20 protein-coding genes are annotated in these 19958 nt (G+C 67.6%); 9 read left to right on the top strand and 11 right to left on the bottom strand.

Going from position 1 to position 19958, the window contains the following annotated elements; all coding sequences use genetic code 11:
* Nucleotides 1-80 precede the first annotated feature (80 nt).
* The gene (locus LGM71_RS14360) at nucleotides 81-704 is read left to right on the top strand and encodes a glutathione S-transferase family protein (RefSeq protein ID WP_059608091.1); all 624 of its coding nucleotides are present in this window, start codon (nucleotides 81-83) and stop codon (nucleotides 702-704) included.
* Between the two features lie 66 nt (nucleotides 705-770).
* On the opposite strand, the gene LGM71_RS14355 is transcribed toward LGM71_RS14360, so the two are convergent.
* Together LGM71_RS14355 and LGM71_RS14350 are read right to left on the bottom strand one after the other, a co-directional pair.
* The gene (locus LGM71_RS14355; RefSeq protein WP_226115200.1) at nucleotides 771-2174 is read right to left on the bottom strand and encodes a serine hydrolase domain-containing protein; all 1404 of its coding nucleotides are present in this window, start codon (nucleotides 2172-2174) and stop codon (nucleotides 771-773) included.
* 193 nt (nucleotides 2175-2367) lie between these two features.
* Nucleotides 2368-3534, bottom strand: coding sequence for a hypothetical protein (locus tag LGM71_RS14350; RefSeq protein WP_226115199.1), 1167 nt, complete (start codon nucleotides 3532-3534; stop codon nucleotides 2368-2370).
* 287 nt (nucleotides 3535-3821) lie between these two features.
* On the opposite strand from LGM71_RS14350, the gene LGM71_RS14345 reads away from it, so the two are divergent.
* From LGM71_RS14345 to LGM71_RS14325, 5 genes are all read left to right on the top strand, one after another.
* A complete protein-coding gene (locus LGM71_RS14345; protein WP_059608093.1) occupies nucleotides 3822-4241 on the top strand; it encodes an HIT family protein in 420 nt (139 codons plus the stop codon).
* A gap of 265 nt (nucleotides 4242-4506) precedes the next feature.
* Nucleotides 4507-4671 (top strand): hypothetical protein, encoded by a 165-nt coding sequence (locus tag LGM71_RS14340; RefSeq protein WP_006760791.1) that lies wholly within the window; start codon nucleotides 4507-4509, stop codon nucleotides 4669-4671.
* Between the two features lie 164 nt (nucleotides 4672-4835).
* Nucleotides 4836-5495: a methyltransferase family protein gene (locus tag LGM71_RS14335; RefSeq protein ID WP_226115198.1), complete on the top strand. Its 660-nt coding sequence runs from the start codon at nucleotides 4836-4838 to the stop codon at nucleotides 5493-5495.
* A gap of 376 nt (nucleotides 5496-5871) precedes the next feature.
* Nucleotides 5872-6309 (top strand): hypothetical protein, encoded by a 438-nt coding sequence (locus tag LGM71_RS14330; RefSeq protein WP_059608095.1) that lies wholly within the window; start codon nucleotides 5872-5874, stop codon nucleotides 6307-6309.
* A gap of 703 nt (nucleotides 6310-7012) precedes the next feature.
* Complete coding sequence (locus LGM71_RS14325; RefSeq protein WP_226115197.1) at nucleotides 7013-7849, top strand: bifunctional allantoicase/(S)-ureidoglycine aminohydrolase; 837 nt, start codon at nucleotides 7013-7015, stop codon at nucleotides 7847-7849.
* Nucleotides 7850-7951: 102 nt separating this feature from the next.
* On the opposite strand, the gene LGM71_RS14320 is transcribed toward LGM71_RS14325, so the two are convergent.
* Complete coding sequence (locus tag LGM71_RS14320) at nucleotides 7952-8746, bottom strand: aminoglycoside phosphotransferase family protein (protein ID WP_226115196.1); 795 nt, start codon at nucleotides 8744-8746, stop codon at nucleotides 7952-7954.
* A gap of 210 nt (nucleotides 8747-8956) precedes the next feature.
* Here LGM71_RS14320 and LGM71_RS14315 point away from each other — a divergent pair, with 210 nt between their 5' ends.
* Both LGM71_RS14315 and LGM71_RS14310 read left to right on the top strand, forming a co-directional pair.
* Nucleotides 8957-11080, top strand: coding sequence for a penicillin-binding protein 1A (locus tag LGM71_RS14315; RefSeq protein ID WP_226115195.1), 2124 nt, complete (start codon nucleotides 8957-8959; stop codon nucleotides 11078-11080).
* 8 nt (nucleotides 11081-11088) lie between these two features.
* A complete protein-coding gene (locus LGM71_RS14310) occupies nucleotides 11089-11700 on the top strand; it encodes a trimeric intracellular cation channel family protein (protein ID WP_124901688.1) in 612 nt (203 codons plus the stop codon).
* Between the two features lie 323 nt (nucleotides 11701-12023).
* Here the strand turns inward: LGM71_RS14310 and LGM71_RS14305 are convergent, their stop codons facing one another.
* The 4 genes from LGM71_RS14305 to LGM71_RS14290 form a co-directional block, all read right to left on the bottom strand.
* Complete coding sequence (locus LGM71_RS14305) at nucleotides 12024-12251, bottom strand: hypothetical protein (RefSeq protein ID WP_059608121.1); 228 nt, start codon at nucleotides 12249-12251, stop codon at nucleotides 12024-12026.
* Nucleotides 12252-12322: 71 nt separating this feature from the next.
* A complete protein-coding gene (locus tag LGM71_RS14300) occupies nucleotides 12323-12706 on the bottom strand; it encodes a DUF6232 family protein (protein ID WP_059680324.1) in 384 nt (127 codons plus the stop codon).
* A 123-nt stretch (nucleotides 12707-12829) separates the two neighbouring features.
* On the bottom strand, nucleotides 12830-13090 hold the full coding sequence (locus tag LGM71_RS14295; protein WP_059528608.1) for a DUF2866 domain-containing protein: 261 nt from the start codon (nucleotides 13088-13090) through the stop codon (nucleotides 12830-12832).
* A gap of 221 nt (nucleotides 13091-13311) precedes the next feature.
* Nucleotides 13312-14472 (bottom strand): porin, encoded by a 1161-nt coding sequence (locus tag LGM71_RS14290; RefSeq protein ID WP_059467242.1) that lies wholly within the window; start codon nucleotides 14470-14472, stop codon nucleotides 13312-13314.
* Nucleotides 14473-14779: 307 nt separating this feature from the next.
* Between LGM71_RS14290 and LGM71_RS14285 the strand changes: the two genes are divergently transcribed.
* Nucleotides 14780-15586 (top strand): MetQ/NlpA family ABC transporter substrate-binding protein, encoded by an 807-nt coding sequence (locus tag LGM71_RS14285; RefSeq protein WP_226115194.1) that lies wholly within the window; start codon nucleotides 14780-14782, stop codon nucleotides 15584-15586.
* A gap of 142 nt (nucleotides 15587-15728) precedes the next feature.
* Here LGM71_RS14285 and LGM71_RS14280 read toward each other — a convergent pair whose 3' ends face one another.
* The 4 genes from LGM71_RS14280 to LGM71_RS14265 form a co-directional block, all read right to left on the bottom strand.
* Complete coding sequence (locus LGM71_RS14280) at nucleotides 15729-16844, bottom strand: succinylglutamate desuccinylase/aspartoacylase family protein (protein WP_059608103.1); 1116 nt, start codon at nucleotides 16842-16844, stop codon at nucleotides 15729-15731.
* Nucleotides 16845-17102: 258 nt separating this feature from the next.
* Nucleotides 17103-17885: an ABC transporter substrate-binding protein gene (locus tag LGM71_RS14275; protein WP_059528597.1), complete on the bottom strand. Its 783-nt coding sequence runs from the start codon at nucleotides 17883-17885 to the stop codon at nucleotides 17103-17105.
* A 225-nt stretch (nucleotides 17886-18110) separates the two neighbouring features.
* Nucleotides 18111-19031 (bottom strand): LysR family transcriptional regulator, encoded by a 921-nt coding sequence (locus tag LGM71_RS14270; RefSeq protein WP_185715840.1) that lies wholly within the window; start codon nucleotides 19029-19031, stop codon nucleotides 18111-18113.
* A 237-nt stretch (nucleotides 19032-19268) separates the two neighbouring features.
* Nucleotides 19269-19862 carry a hypothetical protein gene (locus LGM71_RS14265; RefSeq protein ID WP_226115193.1) on the bottom strand — a complete coding sequence of 198 codons (594 nt, stop codon included), beginning with the start codon at nucleotides 19860-19862 and terminating at the stop codon, nucleotides 19269-19271.
* Nucleotides 19863-19958 lie beyond the last annotated feature (96 nt).

The raw sequence follows: 19958 nt of genomic DNA, 5'->3' as shown, positions 1-19958 counted from the left end.
GTGTATAACTTCGGCAGGAGCGCGTTCGGGCCGTTTCGCGCGGTCCGAACGCTTCGCATTCGACCTCACAAGGAGCCTGCATGCTGCACATCCTCGGCAAGATCCCGTCCATCAACGTTCGCAAGGTGCTGTGGCTGTGCACCGAACTCAACCTGCCGTTCGAACAGGAAGACTGGGGCGCGGGCTTTCGCACGACCAACGATCCGACCTACCTCGCGCTGAACCCGAACGGCCTCGTGCCGGTCATCAAGGACGACGACTTCGTGCTGTGGGAGTCGAACACGATCATCCGCTATCTCGCGAACCGCTATGGCGGCGACGCGCTCTATCCGGCCGAGCCGCGGGCGCGCGCACGCGTCGACCAGTGGATCGACTGGCAGGGCACGGACCTGAACCGTTCGTGGGTGGGTGCGTTCCTCGGCCTCGTGCGCAAGTCGCCCGATCACCAGGACCCGGCGGCGATCGCGCAGTCGATCGCGGGCTGGACGAAGCACATGCAGATACTGAACGCGCAGCTCGAGGCGACCGGCGCGTTCGTGGCCGGCGACCACTTCACGCTCGCCGACATTCCGATCGGCCTGTCGGTGAACCGCTGGTTCGGCACGCCGTTCGAGCACCCGGAATTCCCGGCGGTGAAGCGCTACATCGAGCGTCTGGCGACGCGCGAGGGCTTCAAGCAGTACGCGGGCAGCGCGAACCCGTAACGCATTGCATCTCACGCGCGTCGCGGCGGCGTGACTTCCGCTGCAACGCTGCCTCCCCGCGGCACGTCACGTGCCGGATGCCGGTACGGCCTCGAGCACGCGCGCGAGAAACGCCTCGTGATTCCACGCGGATTCCGGCCGCGACAGCCCGAGCCGCACGACCACCAGCTCGCGGCTCGGCACCACGCTCACGAACTGGCCTTCATGGCCGACCGCATGAAACGCATCGGCGGGCAGTGGGCGCGCCTGCGGATCGCGATCGTTGAACGGCTCCGGCACCTTGACCCATAGATGCGCGCCGAATTCTCCGCGCGTCGACAGCGGCGTTGCGCGCGTCAGGTAGCGCACCCAGCCTTCCGGGAGCCGCCGCTGCCCGTCCCACACCCCGTCCTGCAGCAGAAGCTGCCCGAAGCGCGCCCAGTCGCGCGCGCTCGCATACATGAACGACGCGCTGCCGAGCGTGCCGGCCGCATCGGGTTCGAACACGGCGCTGCGCATCCCGAGCGGCGCGAACAACGCGCGGCGCGGAAACGCGAGGTAGTCGCGCTCGGTGCCGCCCATCGCCTCGCGCATCACACGCGCGACGATCGCGCTCGTGCCGCTCGAGTAGTACCACTGCGTGCCGGGCCGGGCGGCGAGCGGCTTGGTCGACGCGAAGCGCGCGGTGTCCGGCTGCGTGAACAGCATCACGGCAACGTCGGACAGCGGGTCGTCGTAGTCCTCGTTGAATTGCAGGCCGCTCGTCATCCGGAGCAGCTCATCGAGCGTGATCGCCGCGCGCGGGTCGCCGCTGTCGCGCCATTCCGGCAGCAGCGCCGACGCGTCCGGCGAGAGCTTGTGCTGCGCGACGAGCATGCCGGCCAGCGCGGCCGTGACGGTCTTCGTCATCGACCAGCCGGGTAGCGGCGTGTCGGCCGTGAAGCCGGGCGCATAGCGCTCGGCGATGACCTGGCCGCGCCACATCACGACGACCGCGCGGGTGCGCCGCGGCCGCGCCGGATCGGGTTCATCGAACGCGCGGTCGAGCGCGGCCTGCAGCTTGCGTGCGTCGATGCCGGCGGGCGGTGCGGCCGGCGCCGCTTCCTGCGCGGGCGGCGGATCGGGGACGGGCGGCAGCGCCGCCGGCAGCACGCCGGGCGACGGCCCGAGCGCGAGCGTGCAGCCGAGCCCGGGCCGGAAGTCCGCCTCGCGTTGCGCGAATCCCGCGAACGTTGCGACGGCACGATGATGCTCGGGATCGATCGACGGGCGCACCAGTTTCAGCAGCGGGTGCACGCCGGCCATGATGTCGACATCGATCACCGACGCGGCCGGACGGCCCGACACGAACACGCCGGAACACAGCGCCTTCGCGGCATAACCCGTCGCGATCGGGGCGAGCCGCGACAGCATGTAGCCGGTATAGCCGAGCGCGGCGACGAGCGCGACGGCGACGCCGCGCAGGATCAGCGATTTGAAGGGGATCGTCATGCGCGAGCGTCCTCGGTGGCGTGCCGGCCGGCAACGATCCGGCAGTGTCGCAGGTTCGGGCAAGCGGTGGCAATCGCGGGAGTGGCGACGCCGGGCGGCGTCGATCAGGCGGCATGGTGCCCGGCGTGTGCGAATCGCATGTGTCGATCGAGCAGGTTCGAACGGGCCGCATTCGGCCCGTCCACGCGGTGCGTCATTGTGCGTTGTTGTCGTCCGAACGCAGTGTCCAGATCGTCGCGGTATTCGTGTTGTCGTCGACGGCCGCGAATTCCGGCTGGCCTTTGCTGCCGTGCCCGAACGCGAGGCCGAATGCCGCTCCCGGCACGGTATCGACCTGCATCTGCGCGACGAAGCGTCCGGTCACCGTGAATTCGACGATCTCGCTCGGTTGCTGCGGGTCGGGGTTGACCGCGTCGCCGTTGGCGGTCACGAGATGGCCGTTCGGGGCGAGCGCCAGTGCGAGCGGTCCGTGCAGGTGCGCTGCGTCGGCGTAGATCATCCGTCCGACGCCGGCGTTGCGATTCGTCGACGCGGCGTTCTGGATCGCGAACACCGCGTTGTCGCCGGTGGACGCGACATACAGCACGTCGATGTTCGGGTCGTACGCGAGGCCGGTCGGGCCGACCACCAGCGCGTTGGGATCGGTCCGGTTCACGTAGCCCGACGCGATGATGCGCGAGCTTTGCAGCATCCTGACGCCATCGCTGCCGATCACCAGTTCGATCCGCGCGACCGTCCCGTTCAGCACGTTCGACACGAACGCGGTCACGCGCTGGCCGCGGTCGATCACGGTCATGTCCCACGGTCCGTCGAGCAGCGTGCTGCTCGACAGTTGCGTGACGAGATTGCCTTGCGGACCGATGACGAGCAGCGAGCCCGGAGGCACGACGGTCTTGCCGTCCGGCGCGGGGACGTTGCCGACCAGCACGAAGCCGCTGCGCAGCACCGCGAGCGCGGTCGTCAGGCCGAGATTGCTGCCCTGGAAGAATGTCGTCGGCGTCTGGCCGGGCGACAGCTTCACGACCGTCGTGCCGGTGCCTTGCGCGTTCGACGCCGCGTTGAAGTTGGACACGACGACGTCGCCCGGTTTGAGCGTGCTCCAGTTCGGCACGCCGCGCGGCACGAAGGCGATGCCGTACGGATTGACGTCGCCGTTGGCGGGCACGGTCGACGCGGTGACCGACGAGACCGGCAGGATCGCATCGTTACCGCCGGCCCACGCGAAAGCCGACGACAATGCGACCAGCCCGGCGCCGCAAGCCGCGCGGCATAGCGTGCGCGTCATCGTGCGACAGGCGTGGGCGAGGAGCGGCGGGTGAATGGCGAGGGCGGGCGAACGACAGGAGGGGAGAGGATCCATGGCATGACTCCGGTTGGTGATCGCGAGCAGTCATCCCGGCTGCCGTCCTGCGCAGCTGACGGATGTCCGGTGCGGATCCGCGGTCTTGCCGTGCGAACCCGCACTCGGAATAAACGGATGGCGACGGCCGGATATTCCACCCGGCGAGCGACACGACACGCGAGCCGGCATGCATTGTTCACCGCGATCGCGACACGGCCTGACAAGTTGAAATCCGACCCGCCGTCGGCCGATAATCGTCCGGCATCGTTCCCAGTCAAACCGCAATCGCAAAATCGGAAAACGCCATGTCCTACGACAACAACAACCCGTTCGCCCGGATCCTGCGCGGCGAACTGCCGTGCGTGAAGGTCGCCGAAGACGACGCAACGCTCGCGATCATGGATCTCATGCCGCAGGCCGACGGTCACGTGCTCGTGATCCCGAAGGAGCCGGCCGCGCAGATCTTCGAGCTGTCCGGCGACGCGGCGGCGGCCGGCATCCGCATGACGCAGCGCGTCGCGGCGGCCGTGCGCGCGGCGCTCGTGCCGGACGGCGTGTTCATCGGTCAGTTCAACGGTGCGGCGGCGGGCCAGACGGTCCCGCACGTGCATTTCCACGTGATTCCGCGCTGGGAAGGCGTCGACCTGCGGATGCACGCGCGCGACATCGCCGACGCGGCCACGCTCGAATCGCTCGCCGAGCGTATCCGCGCGCGTTTCGTGTAACGCATGGACGGCTCGTGATTCGGGCGGCGCCAGCGGGCGCGCGCGGCGACGCCGTTCGCACCTGTTTCAGCGGTCACACCACGTAACACGTGTAACCGCTCGCGAAACTCGGCCTGGCGGCTCCGGCGCTAGACTCCGCGCATTGCTGCATCGAGCGACAGGACGGGCCGGTTGCCGCCGGTTGCGTCGTCCTGCTGGCCGTCAAGGGCTGCGACGGCACGGCTTTCGCGCGATGCGACGTGTCCTTCTTGCCGGGAATCGAGCCATGTACAAAGTTCTCATCACGTTTGCGCTGATCGGCGGCCTGTCCGGCTGCTATGTCGCGCCGCCTTACGGCTACGCGCCCGCGCCGGCCTACTACGGCTATGCGCCGGCCTATTACGCACCGCCGGTCAGCGTCGGAATCGGCGGCAACTTCCGCATTCGCTGACCGGGCGGCGGCCGCGGGCGCCGCCCGCACGTCGATCGAGCGCGTCGTTCGACGCGCCGCCGCCTCTCGCAGGGAAAACTCGCGCGCCGCATGACGGCTCGCGTGCGCATCGCCCGCCCGGGTTCCTATACTTCACAGGAAAGCCCCCTCCGGCGAGGCAAGCCATGGCCGTTACGCGCAAGTTCGCAATCGCTGCGAGCGTCTCCACGCTCGTCTATCTCGGGCTCGCCGTGCTCGGCATCGGTGGGTTTGCCGCCTTCTTCTCGCATCCGCAACTGACCGTCATCGCCGTCGCAACGCTCGCGCTGGCCGCTGTCGCGTTGTTGACCGAGGGCAACCTGAGCGCCGGCGAGCGCGAGAACCGCGACAATCGCTGGGTGCTCGCGGCCTTCGGCGCCAGCGGGTTGCTGCTCGCGTATGTGCCGGCGCTGACCGACCGGCTCGACGTGTGGACCTTCAGCGGCGCCACGGTGCGCTGGATCGGCGTCGTGCTGTACGTCGCGGGCGGCGTGCTGCGCATCTGGCCCGTGTTCGTGCTCGGCAAGCGCTTCAGCGGGCTCGTCGCGATCCAGCCCGGCCATACGCTGGTGACGGACGGCATCTATCGCAGGATCCGCAACCCGAGCTATCTCGGCCTGCTCGTCAATGCGGCCGGCTGGGCGTTGGCGTTCCGCTCGGGCGTCGGGCTGCTGCTCGTCGCGTTGACGATGATCCCGCTCGTCGCGCGCATCCGTTCCGAGGAGGCGCTGCTGCGCGCGCAATTCGGCGCCGAATACGACGCGTACTGCGCGCACACCTGGCGGCTGATTCCGGGTGTGTACTGACCCTCGTATGGCCCGAACGACCCGGGCGATGCCGCCGGCTCGCGGCGCGCCTCCGATGTGTTGCCACGTGTGTCCGAACCCGCGCGACGGGCACGTTCGGCATTGCCGAAAAACGGGGCTTGACCATGGCCGGAGCCCCTGCCGGCGTGCTTTGGCGGCGGTTTCCGGCAACCTTTTCCGGTCCTCTTCCGGTAAACAACTTGTTACCAGAATGTCGACGGCAAGCCGGCTCGACCGGTGCTATTCTTCGCCGCAAGCTCATTGAAATGAATTGGTCCGGGATTCGGCACAATGCCGGCATCGACGTCGATCGATTCAGATCGTCGTATCGAGCGGACTTTCGATAACCAGATTGCGAACAAGGAAGAATACGGGAATGTGGAAGAAAATCGCCCCCGCTCTCGTCGTCGCCGCGTTGACCGGCGCGACCGCACTGCCGGCAATGGCCGGTGACCTGAACAATGCGCTTGGCGGCGCGCTCGGCGGGGTTGCCGGCGCAGCGGTCGGTGGCGCGGTCGGTGGCAGCACCGGCTCCGTCATCGGCGGCGCGATCGGCGGCGGCGCGGGTGGTGCCGTGACGTCGAACCGTCGCGAGCGCACCGGCGCAATCATCGGCGGCGCCCTCGGCGGCGGCGCAGGCACTGCAGCCGGCAACGCAATGGGCGGCCGCACGGGCGGTCTGCTGGGCGCGGCCGTCGGCGGTGGCGCGGGCGCGGCGCTGGGCGGCAACATGTCGCGCAGCTCGTACGAACGCGATCACGGCGATCGCGGTTATCGTCACCGCAAGCATCGCCACCACCGCGACTGGGACTGATCGCCGCGGGCGCGGCACGGTGCGCGGCTTGCGCACCGGCGCGCCCGGCACGTCGGCACCCGATCCGACAGCCGGCCCGGCGGCCTCAGCCGGGCCGCCGTCGCCGGCAAGACCGGCGGCCCTTCACCCTCTCCGGCAGTCCATGCCCGACCCCGCTCGATGGGTTGGCACGCTCTCTCCCGCTTCACCTTTCCCGCTTGTAGACGACATCGCCAGTTGCATCGACATGCAGCCGCGCAGGTTCGGTCATCCTCATTTCGCACTCGTCGATCGACGCGTTGCCGCCCGGTCATCAGGATTTCCCTGATGCGCGGACGTGTCCGCGGCACGCGTTCACGGGCCATCGCGCGCAATGGCGGGTAGTGCGAAATCGAATGGATGTCATCGCAACATTTAATTGGTCGATCGGGATCGACTTCGCTATCGTCAGCGCTGCCCGCGTACGGAATCGAACCGTGCCGTCCCCCGTGCCCCGCCGTATGACCCCGAGTGTCCGCGGCCCGGCCGCCGGACCCGCAAGCATGGCTCGCCCCCGCCCGCTGAACCGGGCGGGCCCGTCGCGAAGCCTGGCCGACCGAACGAAGGCGCCCGCGCTTTCAAGCCACCCCGGCAGCGATGTCCCGCCGCCGCATGCGTGCCCCACACGCGTGCCGCGCCTGCCGTTGCCACCCGGGGCCGGACCAACCCATTGCCTGGATGCTTTATGTCTAAGACAACGTATTACGCGCCGCATGGCGGCCATCCGCCGCAGACCGATCTGCTGACCGATCGTGCGATGTTCACCGAGGCGTACGCGGTCATTCCGAAGGGTGTGATGCGCGACATCGTCACGAGCTGGCTGCCGTTCTGGACCAACACGCGCCTGTGGGTGATCGCGCGTCCGCTGTCGGGTTTCGCCGAAACCTTCTCGCAGTACATCGTCGAAGTGAATCCGGGTGGCGGCAGCGACAAGCCCGAGCAGGACAAGAACGCCGAAGCCGTGCTGTTCGTCGTCGAAGGCGAGGCCGAGCTGACGCTGCAAGGCAAGCAGTACACGCTGAAGCCGGGCGGCTACGCCTTCATCCCGCCGGGCGCCGACTGGACGCTGCACAACGTCAGCGATGCCGCCGTGCGTTTCCACTGGATCCGCAAGCACTACCAGGTCGTCGACGGCATTGCGCTGCCGGAAGCGTTCGTGACCAACGAGCAGGACGTCGAGCCGATCCCGATGCCGGGCACCAACGGCGCATGGGTGACGACGCGCTTCGTCGACATGAGCGACATGCGTCACGACATGCACGTGAACATCGTGACGTTCGAGCCGGGCGGCGTGATTCCGTTCGCCGAGACGCACGTGATGGAGCACGGCCTGTACGTGCTCGAAGGCAAGGCCGTCTATCGCCTGAACCAGGACTGGGTCGAGGTGGAAGCGGGCGACTTCATGTGGCTGCGCGCGTTCTGCCCGCAGGCATGCTATTCGGGCGGCCCCGGCCGCTTCCGTTACCTGCTGTACAAGGATGTGAACCGTCACATGAACCTGACGCTGAATCCGGCGCGCTAAGCGTCGCGCACGTCGGACACGAAAACCCGCTGGTGCATGCCGGCGGGTTTTTTCATGGGCGCTGCCACGCGATGCAGCCGAAGTGGTGACGGCTGTCGCACGCTATTCGTCGAGCGCTGCGGCAGCCATCCTCGCGACCTGCACACGCGTATCGGGCGGCAGGTCGTCCTCCATCAGCCAGACCGCGGACAAGCCGGCCCAGGCGAGGATCCACTGCAGCAACCTGCGGCGGTCGAGTTGCGCGGCCTCGGCGACGAGCGCGCAGCGCCGCGCGAAGCGGGCGGGATCGACGGCGATGTCGTGCGCGGGATTGCAGAACAGGTTCGCGTAATCGAACGCGCGGTCGCCGCGCAGACCCTTCGGGTCGATCGCCAGCCAGCCGCGATCGCCGAAGTGCAGCACGTTGCCGTGATGGATGTCGCCGTGCAGCACGACGTCGTCGACGGGCGGCGCGGCCAGCAGCCGGTGCGCCGTCGCGGCCGAACGCCGCAGCGTTTCATCGCCCGTGTCGTGCGACAGCAGCGCGTGGAACCAGTCGGTCAGCGGCACGACCTCGGGCGTTGCCGGTGCGCGATGCGCATGCAGCCGCGCGACCACGCGGCATGCGATCCGGATCGTATCGTCGTCGTGGCCCGCGACGGACAGGCCGATGAGCGTGGGTGCCGGTTGCGCGCGTTCGAGCAGCACCGCGTCGCTGTCGTGCAGCCACACGCGCGCGGCGCCATCCCCGTTCCACCAGGTCATCAGCGCATTGCCACGGCGTTCCTCGTCGCAGGTCGCGACCTTCAGCATCGCGGGCCGCGCGTGCCAGACGACGGGCAGCACGCCGCCGCTCGCGGTCAGGATCGGGCCGCCGTCGGGAACGAGGTCCCACTGGCGCAGGTACGTGTCGAACATGCAGACGATGGTACAGGCGAACTGGCTCGTGCGCCGCGCGGTTCGCCCGGCACAACCGCCCGCGCAACCCTTCCTAAATAAAATTTAGCTAGCAAAACTTAGGCTAAAGAATGTTCCGGTATCCCGGTATCCCTTCGACAATGCGCGCCTTCCGTGACCGACGGGCGCCTGTTGCGCGCCCGCGTTCGCCGCATTGAAGAAGGAGCCTGCATGACCGATCACCCAGCCAATCTTTCGCCGCCACCGGCACCGCCTCCTACGTCGCCGCGCCGTGTATGGCGCATGCTCGCGGGTGCGCTGGTCGGCCTGACGCTCGCGTGCGCGGGCATCGGCGCATGGACGATCCACCGCATCTGGACGCAGCTGCCATCCGTCGAGCACCTGGCCGTCTATCGTCCCGCGCTGCCGCTGCGGATTTTTTCGCGCGACGGCGAGCTGCTGGCCGAGTACGGCGTCGAGCGCCGCGAGTTCGTGCCGCTCGAACGCATTCCGCCGCTCATGCGGCACGCGCTGCTCGCGGCCGAGGACGCGAAGTTCTACCAGCACGGCGCGATCGATATCGGCGGCCTCGCGCGCGCAACGTTCGCGAACGTCGTGACGGGACAGCCGGGGCAGGGCGGCAGCACGATCACGATGCAGGTCGCGCGCAACTTCTACCTGACGCGCGACAAGGTGCTGAGCCGCAAGCTCGCCGAGATCCTGATGGCCATCAAGCTCGAGCGCGAGTACAGCAAGGACAAGCTGCTCGAGCTTTACATGAACCAGATCTATCTCGGCGAGCGCGCGTATGGGTTCGCGGCGGCCGCGAATGTGTATTTCGGCAAGCAGCTCGACGCGCTGAGCGCGGGCGAAGCGGCCGTGCTCGCCGGATTGCCGAAGGCGCCGTCCGCGTTCAATCCGGTCGTCAATCCGGCGCGCGCGACCGCGCGGCGCAACTACGTGCTCGGCCGCATGCATGCGCTCGGCGAGCTCGACGACGCGACGTATCGCGCCGCGGCCGACATGCCGATCGCGCTGGCGACCACGCCGCCGCCCGGCATCATCGCGGCGCCGTACGTCGCGGAGCGCGCGCGCCGGATGATGGTCGAGCGCTTTCGCGACGACGCCTATACGCTCGGCCTCGACGTGACCACGACGATCTCGATGCGCGACCAGCGCGCGGCCGAAGCCGCGCTCCAGCGCACGCTGAGCCGGCAGCCGGGCACGAAGCGCGATGCGCGCAACGGGCTCGAAGGCGCGCTCGTGTCGCTGGATGCGGCGACGGGCGACATGCTCGCGCTCGTCGGCGGCGCGGATTTCAATCGCAACGTGTTCGACCATGCGCTGCAGGCGTATCGCCAGCCGGGTTCGAGCTTCAAGCCGTTCGTCTATTCGGCGGCGCTGGAGAAGGGCTACTTTCCGGGCGTGCTGGTCGACGACACGCAGCGCACGCTCACCCATGAGGAAACCGGCGCGCGGCCGTGGCGCCCACGCAATTTCGGCAACCGCTACGAGGGCTTCATTCCGGTGCGGCGCGGGCTCGTCCGCTCGAAGAACCTGGTTGCGGTCAGCCTGATGCAGGCCGCCGACGCGCGCTACGTGCAGCAGCACGCGGTGCATTTTGGTTTCGACGCGCAGCGCAATCCGGCGTCGCTGCCGCTCGCGCTCGGCGCGGGCGCGGTGACGCCGCTCGAACTCGCGAGCGCATACAGCGCGTTCGCGAACGGCGGGACGCGGATGGAGCCGCGCCTGATCCTGTCGGTGAAGCAGCGTCACGGCGGCGCGATGTACGAGGCGACGACGCCTGAAGGCGCGCGCGTCGTGTCGGCGCGCAACGCGTTCGTGATGGACAGCATGCTGCGCGACGTCGTGAAGGCCGGCACCGCGCGTGGCGCGCTCGCCTTGCGTCGCGACGACGCGGCCGGCAAGACGGGCACGTCGAACGGATCGAAGGACGTCTGGTTCGCTGGCTACTCGTCGGGGATCGTCGCGGTCGCGTGGCTCGGCTACGACACGCCGCGCCCGATGGGACGCGCGACCGGCGCGACGCTCGCGCTGCCGGTCTGGCTCGACTACATGAAGACGGCCGTCGACGGACGCACGCCGGTCGATGCGACGCCGCCGCAGGACGTCGCGCTCGTCGACGGTGATTTCGTGTACGCCGAATACACGCGCGGCACGTGCACGGCGGACGTGCCGCCGTTCATCCGCAGCCGCTTCGCGTGCGGCGGCGCACCGGCCTCCGAGGCGCCGGATGCATCGGGCGAGAAGGGCAAGCCCGACGAGCCGATGCCCGCAGCCGTCGATGCGGCCGAGCGCGAACGCGTGCTCGACCTGTTCCGTACGCAGGACTGAGGCGCGCGATGCATACGCTTTATCTGATCGCGATCGTCGCGGAGGCGATGTCGGGCGCGCTGATGGGCATGCGGCGCGGGATGGACCGCTTCGGGCTCGCGCTCGTCGGCGCGGTGACGGCGCTCGGTGGCGGCACGGTGCGCGACGTGCTGCTCGGCCACTATCCGCTCGGCTGGATCGCGCATCCCGAGTACCTCGTGATCACGCTCGCCGCGGCGACCGTCGCGTCGTGGGCCGCGCGGCACGTCGCGCGGATGAAGACGCTGTTCGTCACCGTCGACGCGATCGGTCTCGCAGCGTTCACGATCATCGGCTGCGATATCGGCGCGTCGACGGGCGCCGCGCCGATCATCGTCGTGCTGGCCGGCGCGATCACGGGTGTCTGCGGCGGGATGCTGCGCGACCTGCTGTGCAACGAGATGCCGCTGATCCTGCGCGAGGAACTGTATGCGAGCGTCGCGTTCTTCACGGGCACGCTGTACGTCGGGATCCAGCATCTCGGCATCGATGCCGGGTTGGCGTCGGTGGTCGCGCTGGCGGCGGGCTTCACGACGCGCATGCTTGCGGTGCGGCTGGGATGGAAAATGCGGACGTTCGGTGTCGCGGACGTCGAGCATTGAGCGAGGTAGCCGCGCGGACGCGACGATACGCGCGTGCTACGCCGGCACCATGACCGGTGGCGGCCCGTCGCCGGATAGCAATGCACAGGTGGTCTCCCATTGACGATGACTAGCCCGAAGGCTGGCGGGGGGCGCGTTCACCTGGCTGGCCCGTTCGCGCGCGGCTGGCGGCGAACGGAGAATTGAAGGGGAATCGATAATTTCACATATGTAAATGAGAATCATTATCTGTGAAGGGGCGAAAAGCGGCGCGTGCGGACGCGTACCGTCGGCGCGGATCGGGCGGGCCGCGCGGCGAGACATGCGGTGAAAGCGGGCCGGCCCTAGGCCAGCGATTCGATACGAATCAGCAGGTTGCGCGCATGCGCGATGAACGCGTCGTGCGTCGCGCGATCGCCGTGGCCTTCGAAGCCGGCCTGTTCGGCGAACGCGAGCTGTTCGGCGTAGAGGTCGACGAGCACGCTGCGTGTGTCGGGCGGCAGCGCGCGGATCATCGAGACGAGCAGCAGTTCCTGCGCGCGCAGCATGCCGGACAGCGATTGGGCGTTCATGCCGACCTCCTCGAACGACGCGGCGGCGTGCCGCTCATTCAATAGTAGGTGGTCGGCGCGCGCAGCGGAAATCAGCCGGCGGCCGTCGCCGTCCGTGCATCGCGCACGACTTGCGCGACGCGCTCGACGAATTCGGCGTCGACGCTGGACAGCGCTTCGCGCTTGCCGTCGGGCATCTCGACCATCAGCCGGTATGTGATGTCCTGCGTGGTCCAGGCGAGATAGCCGACGACGGCGAGCATCACGCCGACGACCAGCGCGGCGCTCGATGCGCCGATGCCGCCTGCGACGGCGGTGGCCACGCCGATCAGCGAGATCAGCGACGGCACGAGGCGATTCTTCGGGATCTTGACGACATCGACGTTGCGGATGTCACGCAGCGGGAAGACCTGCCCGGCGGCCGACAGGCCGTTGCGCGTGACCATCACGCCGCGTTCGTTGAATGCGTTTTCCATCGTGTGTTGCGTGGACGAAAACGCGCAGCGTAGCAGAATTCGTTGCCGCGTCAAACGAGACCGAGTGCCGCACGATGCGTGCGGGCCGGCCGCGATGCGGGCAACGGAGGGTAACGGGGGGAGTCAGAACTGCAGCCGGCCGTCGCCGTACAGTCGGCCCGGCACGTGCGACGCGACGACCTCGGCGATCTCTTCGTCGGTCGATTCGGCCGGCACGATCTGGCGTCGCGCAGGCGCGTCGAGATGCATCGTCCATTCGACGAGCCGGTACGGGCGGCCCCACGGGCGCTGCATTTCCACCGACACGCGGCAGCTCTGGACGGGCAGCGAATGCCGGCGCGTCAGAATCGCGTGCAGATGGCTGAAAACGGTATCTTCGATCATCTTGGGCTCCGATCCTGTCTTGTGGGCAGTTGATGCCGGTGCCGTAGTGGGTCTCAAAAAAAAAAGCCGCCGATGCTCAGGCGGCCAACAGGGGGGGTGAGAGCATCCTCTCAGCCCAGAATTAAGCGAAACTTAAAAGCCCATAAAAAAGCGCCCCGCGTGGAGCGGGGCGCTTCTTGCCGTCGTCGTCCGCGAAATGAGCGGACAGTTAAGCGGATGCTTTAGAACTTGTGACGGATACCGACGCGAGCGGCCAGCTGGTTCGACGAACCGTTGCCCGACGTGCTGAAGTAGCTCGTGCTCGAACCGATCTGCGCTTGCACGCCGTTGCCCGACGCCTTCTGGTAGACAACCAGGCCGTACACGTCGGTACGCTTGCTGAGCGCGTAGTCGAGGCCCAGGTTGCCCTGGTTCCAGTGCGCCGAGTTGCCGCTTTGCGTTGCGTTCGTGTACGTGTAGCCCGCTGCTGCCGACAGGGCCGGCGTGATCGCGTACTTCACGCCTGCTTCATACGCGTTGTAGAACGTGCCCGATGCGCCAGCCGCGATCGGGGTGAACTGCGTACGCGTCCAGAGCAGCCATGCCGTTGCCGGGCCGAAGATGTAGCGGCCGCCGACGCCGTACGTGCGCAGGTCGCGGATGTTGGTCAGCGCGATGTTCGCGATCGACGTCGAGAATGCCGGCGTCGACTGGCTCGGGAATCGGATGTCCGTGTATGCGGCGCCGAGTGCGAACGGGCCGTTCGCGTAGTTCAGGCCGAAGCTGTATGCGCGCGACGAACCGGCCGTCGTCGTGGTGCCCGTCGTCGTCGACGGGGCGCCGGCGAAGTCGGTCGAGTTCGAGAAGCCGTACAACGCGCCGAACGTGAAGCCGGCGTAGTTCGCGCTCTGGAACTTCACCGAGTTGTTGATGCGGCTCGACGTGAGCTGGTCGATGTCGTTCACGTGGTACGCGTAGTTACCCGCGACCGTGTTGCCGCCCGTCGAGTAGTTCGAACCGAGGATGTCGGTCGAGAACGAGTACTGGCGGCCGAACGTGACCGTGCCGTATTGCGACTGGCTCAGGCCGACATAGGCTTGACGGCCGAAGATCGCGCCACCCTGGCCGATCGTGCCGTTGCCGCTGTTGAAGCCGTTTTCGAGCACGAAGATTGCCTTCAGGCCGCCACCGAGGTCTTCGGTGCCGCGCAGGCCCCAACGGCTGCCCTGGGCCACGCCGTCGTCGTACTTGAACAGCTTGCCGCTGCCGCCGTTCGCGGTCTTGCTGTGGTTCACGTAGCTGATACCGGCATCGATGACGCCATACAGGGTCACGCTGCTTTGTGCGTGTGCCGCGCCAGCCGTTGCTGCGAGGATGGCGATGGTCAACAGTTTCTTGTTCAAAGGATTCTCCGAGCGAGTAAATTGCGTGTCCAGTTGCGGTTCCGGCGCTCTCTATGGGCGCTTTCACGGACCGGTCGCAACTTTATCGGCGGGCCACGTAATGAATGTGACAGGCTTTGTCATATGACGAATCTGTGGTGCCGAAGCGACACTGGATTCTGCCCGGTTGTACAGCAGGGAGTTATACCGATTCCGCCTGAGATTCGATCGGGATCCGGAATATGTACATGAAATAAGCTTGGTTGGTGCCGTTCCGGCCCCGTGCCACGATGCGCGCTTCAACAACGACACGGGACAAGAGGACACCATGCGACGTTCGATCCTGACCGGCCTCGGCGCGCTTGCCGCGGCGCTGGTCTTTGCCGCACCCGGCGCGCACGCCGACTCCCAGACGCTGAAGATCGGCACGATGAGCGGCCCCGACGCGCAGATCTGGACCGAGGTGACGAAAGTCGCCGCACGCGAAGGCCTCGCGATCAAGGTCATCGAATTCAACGACTACGTGCAGCCGAACGCGGCGCTCGACGCGGGCGACCTCGATGCGAACGGTTTCCAGCACCAGCCGTTTCTCGACAGCCAGATCAAGCAGCGCGGCTACAGGATCGTCAACGTCGGGCTGACCTACACGGCGCCGATGGGCTTCTATTCGAAGAAGGTCAAGTCGCTCAAGGACTTGCCGGCGGGGGCGAAGGTCGGGATCCAGAACGATCCGTCGAACGGCAACCGCGCGCTGCTGCTGCTGCAGAAATACGGCGTGATCAAGCTGAAGGCGGGCGCCGGCACGAACGGCGTGAACGCGACACCGCTCGACGTCGCCGAGAATCCGAAGAAGATCAGGATCGTCGAGCTCGACGCCGCGCAGTTGCCGCGCGCGCTGCCCGACCTCGACGCCGCGTCGATCAACACCGACTACGCGGTGAAGGCCGGGCTCACGCCGGTGAAGGATGCGATCGCGATCGAGGATCTGCGCGGGCCGTATGCGAACCTGATCGCGGTGCGCGCGCAGGACAAGGACAAGCCGTGGGTGAAGAAACTCGTCGCGGCCTATGAATCGGACGACGTGCGCAAGTTCATCGACCAGAAGTTCGGCGGTGCGATCGTGCCGGCGTTCTGAACGTCGGCCGTGGCCAGCCCGCGTCGCGGGCATCGCGCCAGACCGAAAAGCAAATCGCCCGCGCAAGCGGGCGATTTCGTTGGCGCGCCGTGCTGCGGCGCGCGGGCCGGCCGCTACTCAGGCGGCGCAGGGGTTCAGGGGCTCAGGCCGACAGCAGCGACCCGGTGCGGATCGGCGTCGCGCCGGCGATCCGCGCGACTTCCATCCCGGCGGTCGCGAAGCGCACGATCTGGCGCGCGTACAGCACGCCCGACACGCTGCTCTTCAGCGTGATCACGCGATCGGTCAGCGGATCGACGATGTCGGCCACGTCCTGGCCGGCCTCGATCCACGCGCCGACCGGCGTGCGGAACACGATCACGCCCGACACCGGCGCGACGAGCGGATCGGTGCCCGCGAGCGGCGTGGCCGGATGCGCGAGCGGCGGCAGCGGCGCCGGCGTGCCGTCGATGACGCCGCGCTCGGTCAGGTATTCGACGATCGCTTGCGCGTCCTTCTCCGCGAGTTCGTACGACACGTCGCGCTCGCTGCGCAGTTCGACCGTGACGGAGATCGCGCCGTTCGGGATCGGGAAGCGATCGCCGAAGCGGTTGCGCAGATCCGACCAGCAGAAGCTGTGGATCTCGTCGAACGGATTGCCGACCGAATTCAGCGCGAGCAGCGACGCCTGCGCGTCCAGATAGCGCGACAGCGGCTCGACGTCTTCCCACAGATCGGGGTTCGTATACAGGTGCATCACCGCGTCGCTGTCGCAATGCAGGTCGAGCACGATGTCGGCGTCGAACGACAGTTTCTGCAGCGCGAGGCGCTGCGATTCGAGCTCGGTGCGCGGCTTCTGTTCGTCCAGCGCCTCGCGCATCGCGGCGCGTACCGCGGCGAGGTTGCGCTGCGCGTCGTTCGTCAGGCGGCCTTCGATGCGCGGCAGCACGAGCGCCGCGAGATCGTAGAAATTGCGGTTGAAGTTCTGCATCGAGCCGAGCTCGAAGCGGCCGAGGTGATCGCCGAACACGTGCTGCGACAGGCCGATCGGGTTCGGCACCGGGACGATGATCACCTCGCCGCGCAGCTTGCCGGCCGTCTCGAGCGCGGCGATCTTGCGGCGCAGCAGCGCGGCGACCAGCATGCCGGGCAGTTCGTCCGCGTGCAGCGACGACTGGATGTAGACCTTCTTCTGGCCGCGCGGGCCGTAGTGGAAGCTCGTGATCTGGCGTTCGGTGCCGACGGCGGGGGAAATCAGCGGATGGGTCTGCGTTTGCATGATGAGGGGAGGGCGGCGCAGCCGCGAGTGATCCGGTATGCGTGGAAGATCGATTGTACGTTGCCTTGCGCGAACCTATCAAACCGCGCGCCGGGCAAGTCGATTTCCTTTACGAATCATCGGGTTGTTGCGTAAAAAATAACGGTGCCGCGGCCCGTCGTGCATGCGTGCCTCGCAGTCTTTCGTCGCGCGCGGGCAAAAAAAACGGGCTCCTTGCGGAGCCCGTCTGCGCGGATGCGAAGCGCGCGTTGCGCGGTGTTACTTGCCGTACACGTCGAAATCGAAGTACTTCTTCGCGATCTTGTCGTACGTGCCGTCCTTGCGCATGCCGGCGATCGCGCCGTCGATCTTCGCCTTCAGGTCGGTGTCTTCCTTGCGCAGGCCGATGCCGGCGCCGTTGCCGAGCGTCTTCGGATCGTCGATGTCCTTGCCGGCGAAATCGAAGCTCGCGCCGCGCGGCGTCTTCAGGAAGCCGATTTCAGCCTGCACCGCGTCCTGCAGCGCGCCGTCCAGACGGCCGGAGATCAGGTCGGCATAGACCTGGTCCTGGTTCTGGTAAGGCACGACGTTCACGCCCTTCGGGGCCCAGTACGTCTTCGCGTAGGTTTCCTGGATCGTGCCCTGCTCGACGCCGACCGACTTGCCCTTCAGCGATTCGGCCGTCGGCATCAGGCCGGCACCCTTCTTCGCGACGAGGCGCGTCGGCGTGTTGAACAGCTTCGACGAGAACGCGATCTGTTCCTGGCGCGCCGGCGTCATCGACATCGACGACAGGACGCCGTCGAACTTGCGTGCCTTCAGCGCCGGGATCATCCCGTCGAAGTCGTTTTCGATCCACACGCACTTCGCGTTCATGCGGCGGCAGATTTCGTTGCCGAGGTCGACGTCGAACCCGACCACCTTGCCGTCAGCGCCTTTCGATTCGAAAGGCGGGTAGCTTGCGTCGACGCCGAAGCGCACGGTCGTCCAGTCCTTCGCGTATGCAGTGCCGGCCGATACGGCGAGCAGGGCTACGGTCACAGCCGCAAGAATCTTTTTCACTCGGTGACTCCTCGTTTTGTTCGATGGGTGCGCGGTTGTGCCGCGCCGTAAGCCTTCGGCCCGGCGCGGCTTCGCGTCGAGCTGTCCGTTTCGCTGCCCGATGCGGGCGCGCGACGTGCGCAAGATTATCAAGACAAAATACCGGCAGGGCGCCTAGGACATGCCCCGATACCGGACCCGACGGCCATGCGTGCGGCGCACGACCGTTTCAGACGTAGGAACGATTCAACCGAGCGTTTCGTTGACCGCGCGCTGCAGGCAGGTGACGAATTGCGATACGGCCGGCGTCGGCAGCAGGTCGCGGCGCGCGATGATCGACAGGTCGAAGCGCGGCATGCTTTCGTCGAGGTCGGCCGTGCGAATCCCGAGCGGCGCCACCATCGCGGCCAGCGGGCGCGTGAAGCAGCCGATCACGTCGGAGCGCGCCACGAGCCCGAGCGTCACCGCGAACGACATCGGCGAGCGCAGCAGGCGCTTCGGCAGCGGCAGCCCGCGCGCCTCGAACATTCCGACCATCACGCTGTGCGGGAATTGCTCGGCCCCGACCGTGACGATCCATTCGGCGTCGAGCAGTTCCTCTAACCGGCGCGCGTGCGCGAGCGGGTGGCCTTCGCGCATCACGACGGTGAACTCGGTCGACAGCAGCGGCACCTGCGTGAAATCGCGGTCGAGCGCGGGCACATGGTGCATCGCAGCGATGTCGAGCGTGCCGTTGCGCAATTGCGCGAGCGCGTCCGGCACCGTCAATTCCACCAGATGCAGGCTCACGTTCGGCATCGACTGGCGGAATGCGGTGACCGCGTGCGGCAGCGCGGTCAGCGCGATCGACGGCATCGTGCCGACCGCGACACGTCCGGACATCTCGCCTTTCACCTGCTCGACGGCCTCGACGGTGCGGCGCATGTCGCCGAGCAGCTGTTCGGCGCGCGGCAGCAGCGCATGGCCGCACGCGGTCAGCTCGACGCCGCGCACGCTGCGCGCGAGCAGTTCCGCGTTCAGCGCCGACTCGAGTTCGCGGATCGTATGCGTGATCGCGGGCTGCGTGACGCCGAGTTCGCGCGCGGCGGCGCGCAGGCTCTTGAGATGCGCGGCGGAGACGAACGCCTGGAGTTGCGCGATGTTCAGGTGGTTTCGGATGCGGGTCATCGATCGGTTCGGATCTGGCGGCGGGCCGGGGCGCCGGCGCGAAGATCGATAGGGTAGCGCGCCGCGGCGGCGAACGCCGGGCGAAACAAAAACCGCGGGGCACGCTACGGCATTTCTTCGTCGAGATCGACGGCGAACCGATCAGGATTGCAGATGACGGTGCATGCGGGGCGTGACGTCGTCGCGATGCGCCGCGCTACGACGCACCGCGTGAAGATATCGTGGCGGCCGGGTGTGTCAGGCAAGCGCCAGTTCGACGGCCGCGAGCGTGCGGCGGCGGATCCAGCCGCTCGCGAGCCGGATCGCGAGCCAGTACGGCAGAAACAGCAGGCGCGTGCGCGTGCTCGGACAGTGCACGAAGGTTTCGGTGCGCAGCAGGCGCGTGCCGGACGACAGTCCGACGACCTCGAACCGCAGCACCAGCTTCGCATCGCGCGGATCGTCGTGCCGGACGAAGGCCTCGGCGTCGTCGATCGTGCGCACGTCGGGTGTCGGGCGCCAGAAGCGTCCGATGAGCCCCAGCGACAGCGACGTCTCGTCGCGATGCAGCAGCGTGAACGTATCGAAGCCGAAGCGTTCGCGTGCGCCTTCGGCGGGGCGGTTGGCCAGCGCACGCGCGATGGCCGCCGGCGATTCGCGCACGGCAAGCAGCGCATCGATGACCGGATCGGCGCGCATGTCGAGCGCGGCCACGGCGTCGATGATGCGCGACGGCGGCGCGTCGATCGGCCGGGATTCATGAACTTCGACGAAGCCGAACGACGGGATGAAAGGCGGCTTGCTCGCCGCGGCCCGCGTGTCTGATTCAGAGACGATGCCGAACGGATTCATGGGCGTTCCGGGGGACAAAACGTGATCGTAGCACCGCATGCGCACTCGCGGCGCGACGCGCCGCAACGCCGGCCGCACCGACAAAAAAGGCCTGGA

Source organism: Burkholderia sp. AU33545, from assembly GCF_020419685.1.
GTDB lineage: Bacteria > Pseudomonadota > Gammaproteobacteria > Burkholderiales > Burkholderiaceae > Burkholderia > Burkholderia diffusa.
The sequence above is the reverse complement of the archived record's forward strand: the minus strand, read 5'-3'. Positions and strand labels throughout refer to the sequence as shown.